This window comes from Sphingomonas sp. CFBP 13714, from assembly GCF_014842205.1.
GTDB classification, from domain to species: domain Bacteria; phylum Pseudomonadota; class Alphaproteobacteria; order Sphingomonadales; family Sphingomonadaceae; genus Sphingomonas; species Sphingomonas aerolata.
In genome coordinates, this window is the sequence record NZ_JACYVG010000020.1 from 1 (window position 1) to 14,284 (window position 14,284).

A 14,284-nucleotide genomic window follows, 5' to 3' on the forward strand; every position below is an offset into this window, starting at 1 on the left:
TCTCCTCACGGAACCTGAATCAGATCGCGCCTCTCACATCAATGGGTCCTGACCCTAGCTTCAGTTGTCAGCCCAAGATCCGGATGGGCACTCGGTGCTTTAACGGACACCACCATTCTGCAGATTCCTCACGCTGACATGCGGGGGCTCGCTGCCAAACACCCGGGTGTAGCTGAGGCCTTCTGGCGAGATTGTGTGGCAGACGGCTCGATATTTTCCGAGTGGGTCGTGAACGTCGGTCGACGCAACGCATTGTCGCGATTGGCGCACGTTTTTTGCGAGATGGCGATCCGTTGCGAAGAGGCCGGTCATGGCGACCGGACATCCTTTCCATTGCCTATCACCCAACCGGATCTGGGCGATGCGACCGGCCTGACGGGCGTTCATGTGAACCGAACGCTGCGGGACCTGCGAACCGCAGGAATTGTCGAACTTCGGGCCGGCGTCGTCACGATACACAATTGGGAAAAACTAGTCTCAGTAGGCGACTTCAACGCTGCATTCATGTTGCTGGGCGGCCCTGCCTCCCGGATCACGGAGGCGGCGTGACCGCACGTCTCTAACGATCTGTATCAGTTGCCGAGGCGGATTGAGCGTTACCATAACTCTCAACGAACGTCCGAAACCGCCCAAAGTCGGTCGTTCCATTGGCTATACCTACGTCCCATAAACGGCCATAAGCCAAACTCAACAATATGGGGAAAACAGTGCTGTCGCACACGACGATCGGCGTCGCCAATGTGCAGGAGGCACGGCACTTCTACGATCCCTTGGCTATGCAACTCGGACTCGTCTTGAAATTCGCTGACGAGACGTGGGCAGGCTGGAAGCACCCGGATACCGCCCGGCCTTTGTTTGTCATCGCTCGTCCGTTCGATGGGAAACCGGCCTCACCCGGCAACGGACAAATGATCGCGCTGCTTGCGGCCACCCGTCCGATGGTTGATGCGTGCCATGCGTTGGCGCTGCTGCATGGTGGCAGCGACGAGGGCGTGCCAAGCCTCCGGCCGCAGTACCACGCGGGTTATTATGGCGCGTACTTTCGAGACCCCTTCGGGAATAAGTTGTGCGTTTGCTGCCACGACGGCAAGTAATAGCTCGCGTTCGGTTTGCGGGAATGACCCGCCGTAAGCCACCAGTCCGCTCCACCCGGTTGCGGACGGTCATTCATGCTTGGCGATGCCGTCGAATCTTAGCTAGCATCCGACCATGATACACTCCGGTTCCCGCCATTGCGGCGGCATTCGTTTTACCGTGGACCATGAGCCGGTCGAAATGACGACCTGCGATTGCTCTCTTTGCGTTAAGCGCAACGCGCTAATGGTGAAAGTGCCGGAGACCGCTCTTTCGATCCAAGAAGGGCACGATCTGCTTGCGGCCTATGAGTGGAACAGTCGGAAAGCCAAACATCATTTTTGTCGGCGATGCGGCATCTACGTTTTTCATCGGAAGCGGGCTGCTCCCGATCACTTCGGGGTCAACGTATTCTGCTTGGATGGCTTCAACGCTGCATCGCTGTCGGTGCGGGCAACCGAAGGTAAAGGCATGAGCGTAGTGTCCGATGCTTCCCGTAGCGAACGGCCCGGGCCTCGCATTCCGGAGGACCTTGAATAACGAGTGCTAAGGCGCTCAATCGCCGGGAACGGCTTGGCGGTTAACGCCCGATGTAGAACGCTTGATCCGCCGCCCGCTCCGCCTGATAGAGAACGCGAAACGCGCACGGATAGAGACGCATGAAAGCAGGCATCGACGGGTTAAATCATATTACGCTGGCAGTTGCCGACGTAGAGCGATCGTTGGCGTTTTACCGCGACGTTCTCGGCTGTGCCGTGCGAGCGGTTTGGGCAGATGGCGCATATCTTGAGGCTGGGTCGCTGTGGCTCTGCCTCTCACGTGACGATAACGCGCGATCTTCACCCCACCGAGATTATAGCCACATCGCGTTTAGTGTGCGTCACGCGGATTACGCCGCGTTGAGCTAGCGCGTGATGGCCGAGGCGATAATATGGAAAGAGAACAGAAGCGAAGGCGCCTCCACCTACTTCCTCGATCCCGACGGACATAAGCTCGAAATTCATCTGGGAGCGCTGGAGACCAGGTTGTCTCACTATCGGGAAAACCCAGCCAGGGGTGTTCGTGTCTTCGATAACTGATGACGATGGAACGGCAGCTATTAGCATTGCCCGACAAAAAGCCGCCTTTCCGCAACCCACCACGTTGCGACGTTCGCGATCGACAAAGTGGACCCTGAAAGCCGCCTTTCCGTGTCGTCGACTTGCGGACATTCGAGTGTGTGAGCAGACTCCGGTACATGCGTTGCATTATGATCACGTTCGCGTTGTTGCTCTCCTCGTGCAATGGCGCGGCCCGTGAGGAGCGTGCCTGGGCGAACTCACCCGATGGACGGACACATGCCATTCTCATTGAGACCAACGGTGGTGCAACAACTGCGTTTGGGTATCTAGTCGAACTGCATCCTTCCGATCACCAAGGGCAGAAGCCGGTTAGGGTGGCCGACTTCTATCGTGTCGTGACCGACTGTGACTACGGCCTCGATATGCGATGGGCTGACGCTAACACTCTCGTCTTGAGACTGAGATCAGTGAGCCAGAGGCACGTTGATAGCTCGGCGAGCGTCGGCGGGAAGGCTGTCCGGGTGATCGTTCAAACCGGCGTCGGTGAGCCCACTGATCCGTGTTCCGGAATGAAAGGTCGTTCCCGCCGAATGTGATGTCCGCTGCCGCCCATACTTAGACACCTGCCGGTCGCGTCCGAGCGCATCCTCGAGCATTGAGTGGCGAAACCCACGTAACCAGGCCGCCTATGCTGCTATTTTTTCGACCTTAGCGAAACTCGAATGCCAAATCTCCGAGGGAATAAAAGCGTGGCCGTTCATCTCAGCAAGGCTCCAGGCGTAATCGGCATAATGTTCCGCGCGAATTAAATGCTGTTCTTTCTCAATGGGGTTGGTGCTTTCGCGGTACGCAGCCCGCGCCGTTGCCTCCTCCGCAAGCCATTGACTAATCTGCTCTTTTTCACTCAAAATAGACGACATAACGACTCCATTACGACCGCAGTGCGGGGCTGATCGTTGAAGTAACGTTTGACGATGAGTTCTGGATCAAAGCCCTTTCTGCGAAATAGTCGCAGTTTTTTACAATTCGTTTGAGCCGATTCGACGCCCCTGGCTAAATGCTACATACATCGTCTCGCTCCATCTCGTTGCTTTCTAGCTATAAATGGCAATATACGTTGGATACAGGGTAACGCGAGTCGCACCACGTGATCGAATAATACAAAATGTTTTGATTTTAGGTTGCTCAAGATAGCGGCCAAAGGTGAACTGGCTACGAAAGGCGGCGCTCAGGTGCTGTCGCTGATCACTAGGGTAATGATTGCCCACAATTGGACACTCCGCCAGTCAGTTCACATTCTCGAAAGCGGACATTTGTTCATCACGCTCATAGAGCAACCGATTGTTAAGCCGATTAATTTACCCGAGGTGACGAAAGATCACGGTCAGCCAAAAAGTGGCACGACTGTATTTATTGAAGGAGCCAAATTTTTACCAGTTTAGGTGTTCGACAGGCAACTGGTCCCGGTACCCCCCCCCCCCAAGCCAGCGCAGCCTGCCGAACGCATCGGCGTTTAATAAGATCGCATTCCTAATGCTATTGTATAACTGAAGTTTGGCGTCGTTAATTAACGGTTGTTAATACAATTTAGTGCGAAAGCCCTCCTTGTTACACAGCACTAAAACTTTCATGATTTGTATGAATCATAGACTGCTTAACATTTGTTGTTTTTCGATATTCAAATTTGTCGAGTTGTTGTCAACTTATAGTTCAGGATAGTTTTCAGCGCCTTTGCAGCAGGAGTCTTGCCACCGAAACCGATCATGCCAATAGATAAAAGGGTTTTTGATAAGTTTATGGCGCAAAATGACCCGACGATAGGGCAAGCAATCTAAGTTCAATGGCGGGTGCGATAAACAATTGTCCAAATGCGAATGCTCGCCCTCTTTCGCCCAAAAGCTGACGTTGGTGGTATCTTTTTCGACACCCCGACTCTGGTCATTCTGAGCCCGCCGCACTGGATCAGGGTTCCTGACGGCCAGAAAACAGAGATATATAGCGGTGCTTGGATGCCGAACCGAGGGTCTTGGCGAAGCGGAGGCACCTGGCTTCGGTCGCGGCTACACCAGGTTCGCCGGTAATCGGAATCCCGGGTTTCGGTCCTCAGGTCTTACGTATGAGGTGCGACAACGAACGCCTGCTCACGCCCACTTGCGGTCGTTCACGTGGGCAATATCGGAAGCATAAGTCCGTCGCCAAGCCCAGTTGGCAGCAGCAATGATAATCAGATCGCGCGCGGCAATAAGGGACGAGCCTCTGGTTGTGATCGGGCTGCTTCAAGAGCCGGTTCGGTTTTTCCCGCAATCAAAACCAGAAAGTGCTGCCTAATCGGCTCCGAAGTTTCCAACATCAGTCGTCGCATCCTATCGTCGTACAGATCGGCAGAATCTCCAGCACGCCGATGAACCATAGTCCAGGAACCGAACTCGCGTAGCGGTATCACACAATCCCTAAGCAGGCGTAGATGATGGTGCCGACTGTCGGCGCGGATGCGCGCGAAGGCAGCTGTCACGCTTTCAGGGGGGCCTTCTATCACTTGAAGGAAGTGCACCCCATCGGACCACAGAAGCCCTGTGATGCCATCTAGCGCGTTGTTATGCCGAGACTGTTCTAGAATACCGGCAAGGTCGGCTCCGTCGCCGGGGACCGTGCTGAAGCTGACATAAAGTATTTGCTGCGTCGGCGCGACAAATGTCGCTGAGATTGCTTTCATCGCTCGCCCTGGACTGCAAGCGAAAGCTATCCCGGCTCTCGGTCGTCATCCTGCTCGCGGCATGATCGGTAACGATAGTGAGCCGTACCACGGATATCTATATTTATGTAGTATATATCGCTTTGCGGGACGCCAATTTGTCGATCGGCTGGTCGCGTTGGGGAGTTACATCCGTTGACGCGGTTAACAGTCCTTACCGCTAAAAGGTTCGTTCATACTGAAACTGAGGCTTGTCCTAGCGCTCCACCTACGTCAGCTAACCACCAATGTCAGACGTTCAGCGCCCCGGATCGACGAACGACCGCTGACGCCACCCACCTTCCCGAAAGAAGCCGGTCCGGTTTCCTTCCCGTTCCGGCCGTTCAGCGGTCGAATGTACGGAAAACCCGGTTCCCGTCACGCGTGTGTGACAAACAGGTGATTTCGGACGGTATAATCTCGATCGTCGTAAAACGCGGTTGCCAACCTCGATTGGCGACTATCGTGTGTCATCCGACAGGGCGTGGCGCTCAGAATCTGCCGATCCGCTACCGACCCAGGAGTGGACACTCGCGGCCCCATCCCCACTTTCCAAATTCAGCTGTTAGTTCATTGTTCGTTCGCGATGCCGCTCTATTCAGTCGAAATGGCGCAAGGCAGGGATTGATAGCGGCTGTCGCACGCTCATCGTCTGAGACAAGCGCTCCTGCGGTAATTAAAGCGACCAGCCGCCATCGACGGAGATTGCGGCACCGGTGACGAACCCACCAAGATCTGCGCTCATCCACAGCACGGCGTCGGCGATCTCCTCGGGCTTTCCCAGACGACCAACCGGCTCGAGGTCGATGGCTTTCTGGATGTCACCGTTAGTAAAGCGATCCATCATCGGCGTCTCGATGTTGCCCGGCAGGATCGCATTCACGCGGATATTCTGTTTTGCATAGTCGAGCGCGGCTGATTTCGTCAGGCCGATGATCGCGTGCTTGGAGGCTGCATAGGACGCACCGCCCGCCACACCCCGGACACCGGCGCCCGATGACGTGTTGACGATCACGCCGCTACCCTGACGCACCATCTGCGCAAGCTCGTGCTTCATGCAGACGAAAGTGCCACGCAGGTTGATGTCGAGAATTCGGTCCCATTCGTCGAGTCCGATTTCCGCGACCGGCGCTGCCTTGTTCTCGACTCCAGCATTGTTGAAGGCGATGTCGAGCCTGCCGAAGGTCTCGATCACCTGCCTGATCGCTGCCTCGACCTGTTTGGGCTTCGACACGTCACAGGCAATGGTCAGGACCTGTGCGCCTGCGTTCCTCACAGCGTCCGCGGTTTCGGAAAGGGAATTTTCGGTTAGATCCAAGATCGCGACACGTGCGCCCTCGGTTGCGAAAGCAACGGCCGTCGCGCGGCCGATGCCGCTAGCGGCACCGGTGACGAATGCGACCTTGTCGGAAAAACGATGGGGATTAGGCACGAAACATACTCCGGGTTTGATGGGTAAATGGCGGCCGATCAGCGATTGCAATGCGCAGCACGCATATCCGGAACGTCGCGCATGAATATCTTGGTCAGGCGCCTTCTCAGGTCATCAGGCGTAGCTGCCACGCGTTTCACGGATACGGGGAGCGCATCACTCCGTACCGAGCGGCGCGAGATACTCCTCGTCCGTCACCTTCTCCATCCAGGTTACAGGCGAGCCGTCTATCGACTCCTGAATGGCGACATGCGTCATGCCCTGATGCGCCGTAGCGCCGTGCCAATGCTTTCGGTCTGCCGGGCACCACAGAATGTCGCCCGCATTGAACTCCAGCTTTGGGCCATCCGCGATCTGCGTCCAGCCTATACCCTCAGTGACGATCAGCGTCTGGCCGGCAGGGTGCGTGTGCCAAGCACTCCGAGCCCCGGGCTCGAAATGGACGATCGCGCCAGAGACGCGAGACGGATCGTCGCGCTGAAACCTCCCGGTGATTTTAACCTTTCCGGTAAAATACGCGTCCGGCCCGTCGACGGTTTGCATGTCCGATTTGCGTGCGATGGGCATGTCGGGAACTCCTTGTTTGGCTTGAGCAAAGCTGATGGGCAGCAGCAAGGTGACGATCGTGCCGAACTTCAGCATCAATGCGCTACGTGCGGGCCTCCGTCGGCCAATCACGTCAGCACCGGCAGCGCGTCGAGATGCTTCTCGAGGGTGATCGGATACTCGCGCACGCGGACGCCTGTTGCGTTGTAGATCGCATTGGCGACCGCTGGCGCGACTCCGGTCAAGCCAAGCTCGCCGACCCCCTTGGCCTTCACCGGCGAGATCGTCGGATCGACCTCATCGATGAAGAAGGCGTCGAGATGCGGGATATCGGCATGTACTGGTACTTCGTAGCCAGCAAGATCGTGGTTCACGAAGAAGCCGAAGCGCTTGTCGATCGCCATGTCCTCCATCAGCGCCGCACCGACGCCCATCACCATCCCACCGATCACCTGACTTCGTGCGGTCTTTGCGTTGAGGATTCGCCCCGCCGCGCACACCGCGAGCATACGCCGTACCCGGACCTCGCCAGTGTATGCGTCGACCGCGACCTCAGCGAAATGCGCCCCGAAGGTCTGCTGCTGGAACTGATCGGCGAGCTTGGCGAACTCCATCAGGTCCTCGACCACAATATCGCCGTCCTTCGCCGCGTCAGCGAGCTTTACCGACCGGTTACCGCTGCGGACTTGCCCCTCGGCAAAGTCGACGTTGGCGGTGTTGAAGCCGAGCCGCTGCGCGACCGTCTCGCGCAGCTTCATGCACGCCGCATAGACACCTGCTGTCACAGAAGGCGCGCCCTGCTGCCCGCCCGACCCTGGCGTTTCAGGGAAGGTGGAGTCTCCGAGTTTGACGACGATCCGGTCGGGCATGACGCCCATCATCTCGGCCGCGGTCTGCTGGACGACCGTGTAGCTGCCGGTGCCGATGTCCGTCATGTCGGTCTCGATCGTAACCACGCCGTGCCGGTCGAGCCGGGCCCGTGCGCCGGCCTTGGCGATCTTGCCGCCACGAATTGCGCCCGCCATGCCCATGCCGATCAGCCATTGTCCCTCGCGGACCTTGCCAGGCTTGCTTTGGCGCTTGTCCCAGCCGAAGCGCTCCGCACCCTCGCGCAGGCAGCGGACAAAGGCTCGGGTCGAGAAAGGCTTGTTTGGGTTCTCCGGATCGACCTGCGTATCGTTCACGACGCGAAGCTCGATCGGATCCATCTTCAGCTTTTCCGCCAGCTCGTCCATCGCGACCTCGAGCGCCATCAGCCCAGGCGCTTCGCCCGGCGCACGCATCGCATTGCCTTCGGCAAGATCAAGCGTCGCCAGCCGCATCCGCGTCAGCCGGTTCGCGCCGGCGTAGAGCGTCCGCGTGGAGGTAACGGTCGGCTCCGTGCGCCCACCGATGAGGTTGCCCGACAGGCTATCGTGACCGATCGCCGTCAGCCGCCCGTCACGGCCCGCCCCCAGTTGCACACGCTGGACCGTCTTGGGCCGGTGGATCGTCGTGTTGAACATGATCGGACGTTGCAGCGCGATCTTTACCGGGCGCTTGACCACGCGCGCGGCGATCGCTGCCAGCGCGAGATCGATCTGCACGGTTCCCTTACCGCCGAAGCCACCACCAATGTAGGGCGAGATCAAGTGAACGTTCTGCTTGGGGATACCGAGGATCAACCCGAGGTCGCGCGTTCCCCAGTCCATCTGCTGGATCGACGTCCAGCACGTCACACGGTCGCCGTCCCACCTGGCGATCGAGGCATGCGGCTCCATCATCGCGTGCGCCTGGTCGGGCACGGTGTAGGTCTCGTCGACCTTAACCGGTGCCGCGGCGAACGCCTTGGCGAAGTTGCCAACCTGCTTCTCGTTGGGGCCGCCAAACTCGCCTTCCGGCGGGACGGGCGCGCTCCCGTTCTGCGCTGCCAGATCAAACCGTCCGGCCGCCCGCTGATAGGCGACACGGACGAGCGCCGCGGCAGCCCGAGCCTGTTCGAAAGTCTCGGCGACGACGACGGCGACCGGTTGATGGTAATGGTCCACCTCGGGCGCAGCGAGCATCTTCTGGACGTAGAACTTGCCGACCCCGGGCTTGCCGGCATTCAGATAGGTGACGACCCCGACTACCCCGGGCGCGCGTTCAGCATCGCGCGTGTCGATTGTCGTGATCCTGCCCTTGGCAATCGCGGCGCCGAGGATGTAGCCGTACGCAAACCCGGGTGCGACGTCCTGCCATTCATAGGCATAGGTCGCCGTACCGCTTGTCTTAAGATGCCCCTCGTAGCGATCGAGTGGCTTGCCGAGCACCTTCATCCGATCGGTCGGATTGGCGCCTGCGGGTTTGTCGAAGATCATGGCTTCACCTCTGCAAGAACTGCCGCGAGCGTGCGCGTAGCGAGCGGAATCTTGAACGCGTTGTCGGTGGTCGGCCGCGCATCGGCAAACACCGCCTTGGCCATTTCGACCGCGCCATGCGGCATCGCCGCGTCTGCGGCCTCCACTCGCCACGGCCGATGGGCGACACCGCCGAAGGCAGCGCGCCCGCTGCCGTCACGCTGGACGATGGCGGCTACCGACACGAGCGCAAACGCGTAGGACGCGCGGTCGCGCACCTTGCGGTAAACGTGCGTACCGCCGACCGGACGCGGCAATGTTACCGCAGTGATCAGTTCGCCATGGTCGAGCACATTGTCGCGCTCGGGCGTGGTACCCGGCAACCTATGGAAGCTGCCGATCGGGATGGATCGTGTCTCCCCGTTGGCTTGCACCGTCTCGACGGTGGCATCGAGCACGCGCATCGCAACCGCCATGTCGCCTGGATAGGTAGCGATACACGCCTCGCTCGATCCGATGACAGCGAGCTGGCGCGAATAACCACCGATCGCGGCACAGCCCGACCCGGGCTTGCGCTTGTTGCAGGGTTGGTTGGTGTCGTAAAAATACGGGCACCGCGTCCGCTGGAGCAGATTGCCGGCGGTCGTCGCCTTGTTCCGCAGCTGGCCTGACGCACCGGCAACAATCGCACGGCTGAGTACGCCGTAGTCGCGTCGCACCCGCTCCTCGCTCGCCAACGCCGTGTTGCTGACAAGCGCACCGATCCGCAGCCCACCGTCGTCTGTCGGTTCGATCTGGTCTAGCTTCAGGTCCTGAACGTCGACCAAATGAGTGGGCGTCTCGATCTCCAGCTTCATCAGATCGAGCAGGTTTGTACCCCCCGCCAGGAACCGCGCATCGGAATTGCTCGCGACCAATTTAGCCGCCTCGGCAGGCGTCGTGGCGCGCTCGTAAGTGAAGCTTCTCACGTGCGCACTCCTGAAATTTCGGCCATTGCGTCGGCAATGTTGGAATAGGCGCCGCAGCGACAGATGTTGCCACTCATCCGTTCGCGCAGCTCGACGCCGGTCGGCTGCGGCGCTGCCATCAGATCGGCCTGTGCATGGCTTGGAATGCCACGCTTGATTTCCTCCAGCACAGAGACCGCAGAACAGATCTGCCCCGGCGTGCAGTAGCCGCATTGGTACCCGTCGTGCTTCACGAAGGCGGCCTGCATCGGATGCATACGCTCCGGGGTGCCAAGGCCCTCGATCGTGGTCACAACATCGCCTTCATGCTGGACGGCGAGACTGAGGCAGGCGTTGATCCGCTCCCCATTGACGATGACCGTGCAGGCACCGCACTGCCCGTGATCGCAGCCCTTCTTGGTGCCTGTCAGGTGCAGATGTTCGCGCAGGGCATCGAGCAGGGTCGTACGCGGATCGAGCGTCAGTCGGTGAGGCTTGCCGTTCACCGTCATGGCGACCTTGTACGTCGGCACAGCTTTCATAGGCGGCGCGGCGTCGGCCGTTTCGCTCACGATGGTGGATACTGCAGCAGTCGTGGCGCTGCTCATCAGCATCTCCCTTCGTGACAATTGGAAAGTCTTACTGGCCATCGGCGATCCTCCTTGGGCGCGCCAACGAGCGCCGCTCAGGATCATTAAACGCTTTCAAACGTGGCAAGTTACCCATGCGCTACTTGATGCAACGATGAATCAAGTTCAGCATGGCATATGCTTGTTACCCGTACCAACCTGACGGACCTTGCCTATTTTTTGGCGATCGCGCGTCACCGAAATTTCCGACTGGCCGGTTTGGAGCTTGGCGTATCAGCCTCCGCGGTCAGCCACGCCCTTAAAGGTTTTGAAGAGCGCGCGGGCGTCCGTCTGATCAACCGGACCAACCGCTCCGTTACCCTGACGTCGGCTGGTAAGGCGCTTGAGCAGTCGGTCTCCGGCTCATTTGCTGACATCGGGTCCGCACTCGAAAGCCTCGATCAGCTTCGTGCCACTCCTGGCGGCAAGATCCGCATCAACGCCGTCGTCGATGCGGTAACGCTAGTTCTCGGTCCCGTGCTTGCCGAGTTGTCTCGCCGCCACCCCGATATCGAGGTCGACCTTGTCTCTAGCAACCGTATCGTCGATGTCGTCGGTGAAGGGTTCGACGCAGGCGTGCGCTATGGTGGCACCGTTCCTGAAGACATGATCGCGCAGCGTCTTTCAGCCGACCTCAGATGGGTCGTCGCGGCATCCCCGCGCTATCTGGACGAACATGGCACGCCAACCCATCCGGATGAGTTGAAGCACCACCGCTGCCTCGGGGTTCGGCTCGGTGACGACAGTATCTACCGTTGGGAGTTCGAGGGGCCGGAGGGTGACTTTGACGTGCCCATCAAAAGCGCGATGACAGCCGATGACAGCCGATCGACGCTAGCGATGGCGTTGAACGGTGCAGGTCTGACGTTCGGGCTTGAGCCACTGTTTGCCAAGCATGTCACCGATGGAAACTTGCGTCTGCTGCTAACCGATTGGGCAACGACGGGGCCCGGCTTCTACCTCTACTATTCCGGACGACGGCAGCTACCAGTAGGGTTGCGCGCTCTGCTGGCCATAGCGGGTGAGCTAAAGCCGCTCGGATGACGCATAATTAAAGGGCCCAGCCGTCATTCACCAGCAATCGCCATTTAGCGCCCAGCTGTACGGAAAACCCGGTCATAATCACGACTGTACGAAAAACAGGTGTTTTCGGACGGCAACCTCTCGATCGTCGCAAAACGCAGTCGCCAACCCCGATTGGCGACTATCATGTGTTTTCCGCCAGGGCGTGGGGTAAAAGCTGCCCGGCCGCTCACGCCCAATTTAGGACGTTCGCGATGATCCCCGTAACCGGCACGGAAGCTGCTTATTGTGCTGCCCGAGCGTAGATGATGGCACCGCTGTCGCTATCCTCGACCGTGCCAATTTCGGTTGAAAAGAAGAAGTATTTTCCGGCGTCAGCGCTCAAGCCAACGCCTCCGACTGTCGCGTAGTGATCCCACTCAACCGCAGAGGGAAGATCGGCGATCTCAACCCGCCGCACCCTCATGGGCTCGCCATCAACGGTGGTGATACACGTTCTGCTGCCGTTGCGAGAAAGCAGCATGCGAACGAGATCTGCCTCGGCCGTGGAATGATCAATAAGCCTCATAAGGCATCATAAGCCTGTCCGCTTGCGGCTGTATGTCCGTTTTCCACCAATATGAGCAGCGACAGACCGGCCAATACCAGCTTTAGCGATGCGGCCTGGCAACCATGTGGGAAGGTCGGAGTCGGAGTGACGCCGCGCGCCCCAGATGGCGTGGATGCCGTCGCAGCCGCCCTCCCCGCTCCACGATCTCGCGCTGGACCTTGCGCGTCTGCTGGCGCGGCAGCAGACGTCACCGAAAAAACAGGTCGCCCTGAAATCGGGTAAGCGACCATCATGACGACCTTCCTTGCGAATGCAGGAAGCACGAATGGAGGAAAGATGAAGCGGTGTGCGATATATGCGCGGTATTCGACGGACAAACAGGACGTGCAGTCGATCGAGACGCAGCTGATGATGTGTCGGCGTGAGGTCGCGCGCGCGGGCTGGCATGAGGTGTTGTGCTTCACAGACGCAGCGGAGTCGGCGGCTACGATGCACCGCCCCGGTATGAAGGCGCTGCTGGCGGCCGTTGACCGCAGGCGGCGTCGACATCGTCTACACCGACGCCATGGACCGTCTGTCGCGCAGTCAGGCCGATATCGCGACGCTGTTCGACCTTCTCAACTTTCGCGGCATAGTCCTGGCGACGCGCAAGGAAGGCATAGTCACGCCGCTGCACATCGGCATGATCGGTACGATCAACGCCGAGCAGCTGAGCGCCACCAGCGACAAGACCCGCGATGCGCTGGTGCGTCGTCACGCGATGGGAAAGAACCCCGGCGGTTCTGCGTACGGCTATGAGAAGCGCATCGAGCACGACGGCAACGGCGAACGCATCCGCGGCCTGCAGCAGATCGTGCCGAACGAGGCGACGGTGGTGGTCCGGATCTTCGAGGACTATGCGGCAGGCCTGTCGCCCATCGCCATCACGCGGCACCTCAATGCCGACGGTGTGCCCTCCCCGCGTAGCGGCAAAGCCAGCAGACATCGGCTCGGCAAGGCCGCGGCCTGGACGCCGAACACGCTGACCGGCAATGCCGCACGCGGCACCGGCATCCTCAACAACCCGCTGTATGTAGGCCGACGGCCGTACGGCAAACAGACGTATCGCAAGAACCCGGAAACGGGCAAACGCCATGCCTTCGTCAACACGGAGGACAAGCGATCCGATGACGTCGAGTCCCCGGCCCTCGGCATCGTGCCCATCGAGCTATGGGATCGGGTCAAATTCCGCCAGGCTACGCTATCGCGCGGGCCGAAACAGCGTACCGAGATGGCTGGCCTGCCCTTCTTCGCGCAACAGCGCCCGCGATATCTGCTGACCGGCAAGATGACCGGCGGCAGCTGCGGTGCGAGCTATGCGAAATCTGGCAAGACCCGGTTCGGCTGCCAGGGCGCCGCCAAGAAGGGCCCCACCTGGTGCGACAACCGGCTAACGATCCGCCAGGACGAACTCGACGCACGCGTGCTGGCGGGCTTGTCGAGCGAGATGCTGTGTGACGATGTCGTTGCAGCGTTCCTCGCGGAATATGAGGCCGAGACCCGGCGCCTGACGGCGGAAATGGTCAGCGCCCGCCCCGAGCGGGAAGCCGAACTGGCCAATCTCGATCACCAGCTCGGGTACGCCAAGGCGGCTATCCTCAAAGGCGTGGACGCGACGGTGTTCGTCGACGAGATGAAGATCTGGACCGAGCGACGCAAGGCCCTGCTCGCCGAACTGGAACTTGCCGAACAGGAGACCGCAGAGACGGTTTCCCCGGAGACCGAGCTGCTTACCCCGGACCTGGGCCGCGTCTATCGTAAGAAGGTCGAACAGCTCACCGCGGCCTTCGAGGACGAAGCGCTCAAGGCGCAGGCTTTCGAACGGTTGCGCGCACTCATCGAGACTGTGGTGCTGACGCCGGAAGACGGTGATCTCGCGATCGATCTGCGCGGCGAGTTAGCGTCAATACTCGAGCTATGCGCCGTGCCAGAAA

General features: G+C 59.6%; 14 protein-coding genes and 2 pseudogenes. 8 read left to right on the forward strand and 8 right to left on the reverse strand.

Annotated elements, in window-relative coordinates:
* The first annotated feature begins 195 nt into the window (after positions 1-195).
* From IFT54_RS20840 to IFT54_RS21060, 4 genes and pseudogenes are all read left to right on the forward strand, one after another.
* A complete protein-coding gene (locus IFT54_RS20840) occupies positions 196-549 on the forward strand; it encodes a helix-turn-helix domain-containing protein (RefSeq protein WP_192071938.1) in 354 nt (117 codons plus the stop codon).
* Positions 550-707: 158 nt separating this feature from the next.
* A complete protein-coding gene (locus IFT54_RS19885) occupies positions 708-1,094 on the forward strand; it encodes a VOC family protein (protein WP_192071939.1) in 387 nt (128 codons plus the stop codon).
* Between the two features lie 115 nt (positions 1,095-1,209).
* The gene (locus IFT54_RS19890; protein WP_192071940.1) at positions 1,210-1,614 is read left to right on the forward strand and encodes a GFA family protein; all 405 of its coding nucleotides are present in this window, start codon (positions 1,210-1,212) and stop codon (positions 1,612-1,614) included.
* Positions 1,615-1,733: 119 nt separating this feature from the next.
* Positions 1,734-2,153: pseudogene (locus tag IFT54_RS21060) on the forward strand (VOC family protein).
* A gap of 668 nt (positions 2,154-2,821) precedes the next feature.
* On the opposite strand, the gene IFT54_RS19900 reads toward IFT54_RS21060, so the two are convergent.
* Entirely contained in the window at positions 2,822-3,055 is a 234-nt protein-coding gene (locus IFT54_RS19900) for a hypothetical protein (protein WP_192071941.1), read from the reverse strand.
* Between the two features lie 312 nt (positions 3,056-3,367).
* Between IFT54_RS19900 and IFT54_RS19905 the strand changes: the two genes are divergently transcribed.
* Positions 3,368-3,577: a hypothetical protein gene (locus IFT54_RS19905; RefSeq protein ID WP_192071942.1), complete on the forward strand. Its 210-nt coding sequence runs from the start codon at positions 3,368-3,370 to the stop codon at positions 3,575-3,577.
* A gap of 782 nt (positions 3,578-4,359) precedes the next feature.
* Here the strand turns inward: IFT54_RS19905 and IFT54_RS19910 are convergent.
* The 6 genes from IFT54_RS19910 to paoA all read right to left on the reverse strand — a co-directional run bounded on the left by IFT54_RS19910 (position 4,360) and on the right by paoA (position 10,759).
* On the reverse strand, positions 4,360-4,848 hold the full coding sequence (locus IFT54_RS19910) for a BLUF domain-containing protein (protein ID WP_192071943.1): 489 nt from the start codon (positions 4,846-4,848) through the stop codon (positions 4,360-4,362).
* A 694-nt stretch (positions 4,849-5,542) separates the two neighbouring features.
* A complete protein-coding gene (locus IFT54_RS19915; RefSeq protein ID WP_244649325.1) occupies positions 5,543-6,349 on the reverse strand; it encodes an SDR family NAD(P)-dependent oxidoreductase in 807 nt (268 codons plus the stop codon).
* Between the two features lie 105 nt (positions 6,350-6,454).
* Positions 6,455-6,940 carry a (R)-mandelonitrile lyase gene (locus tag IFT54_RS19920; RefSeq protein WP_244649327.1) on the reverse strand — a complete coding sequence of 162 codons (486 nt, stop codon included), beginning with the start codon at positions 6,938-6,940 and terminating at the stop codon, positions 6,455-6,457.
* 32 nt (positions 6,941-6,972) lie between these two features.
* On the reverse strand, positions 6,973-9,183 hold the full coding sequence (gene paoC / locus IFT54_RS19925) for an aldehyde oxidoreductase molybdenum-binding subunit PaoC (RefSeq protein ID WP_192071944.1): 2,211 nt from the start codon (positions 9,181-9,183) through the stop codon (positions 6,973-6,975).
* On the reverse strand, positions 9,180-10,130 hold the full coding sequence (locus IFT54_RS19930; protein WP_192071945.1) for an FAD binding domain-containing protein: 951 nt from the start codon (positions 10,128-10,130) through the stop codon (positions 9,180-9,182). Before IFT54_RS19930 ends, paoC begins: the two co-directional genes overlap by 4 nt.
* Positions 10,127-10,759 carry an aldehyde dehydrogenase iron-sulfur subunit PaoA gene (gene paoA / locus IFT54_RS19935; protein ID WP_192071946.1) on the reverse strand — a complete coding sequence of 211 codons (633 nt, stop codon included), beginning with the start codon at positions 10,757-10,759 and terminating at the stop codon, positions 10,127-10,129. Before paoA ends, IFT54_RS19930 begins: the two co-directional genes overlap by 4 nt.
* Before the next feature lie 117 nt (positions 10,760-10,876).
* Here paoA and IFT54_RS19940 point away from each other — a divergent pair, with 117 nt between their 5' ends.
* Positions 10,877-11,782 (forward strand): LysR family transcriptional regulator, encoded by a 906-nt coding sequence (locus IFT54_RS19940; RefSeq protein ID WP_192071947.1) that lies wholly within the window; start codon positions 10,877-10,879, stop codon positions 11,780-11,782.
* A gap of 262 nt (positions 11,783-12,044) precedes the next feature.
* On the opposite strand, the gene IFT54_RS19945 is transcribed toward IFT54_RS19940, so the two are convergent.
* Positions 12,045-12,284: a hypothetical protein gene (locus IFT54_RS19945; protein WP_192071948.1), complete on the reverse strand. Its 240-nt coding sequence runs from the start codon at positions 12,282-12,284 to the stop codon at positions 12,045-12,047.
* Between the two features lie 363 nt (positions 12,285-12,647).
* Between IFT54_RS19945 and IFT54_RS21065 the strand changes: the two are divergent.
* Positions 12,648-12,815 (forward strand): annotated as a pseudogene (locus tag IFT54_RS21065) (recombinase family protein); the annotation flags it as partial.
* A gap of 22 nt (positions 12,816-12,837) precedes the next feature.
* A partial coding sequence (locus IFT54_RS19955) for a recombinase family protein (RefSeq protein WP_274604180.1) occupies positions 12,838-14,284 on the forward strand: 1,447 nt, incomplete at its 3' end.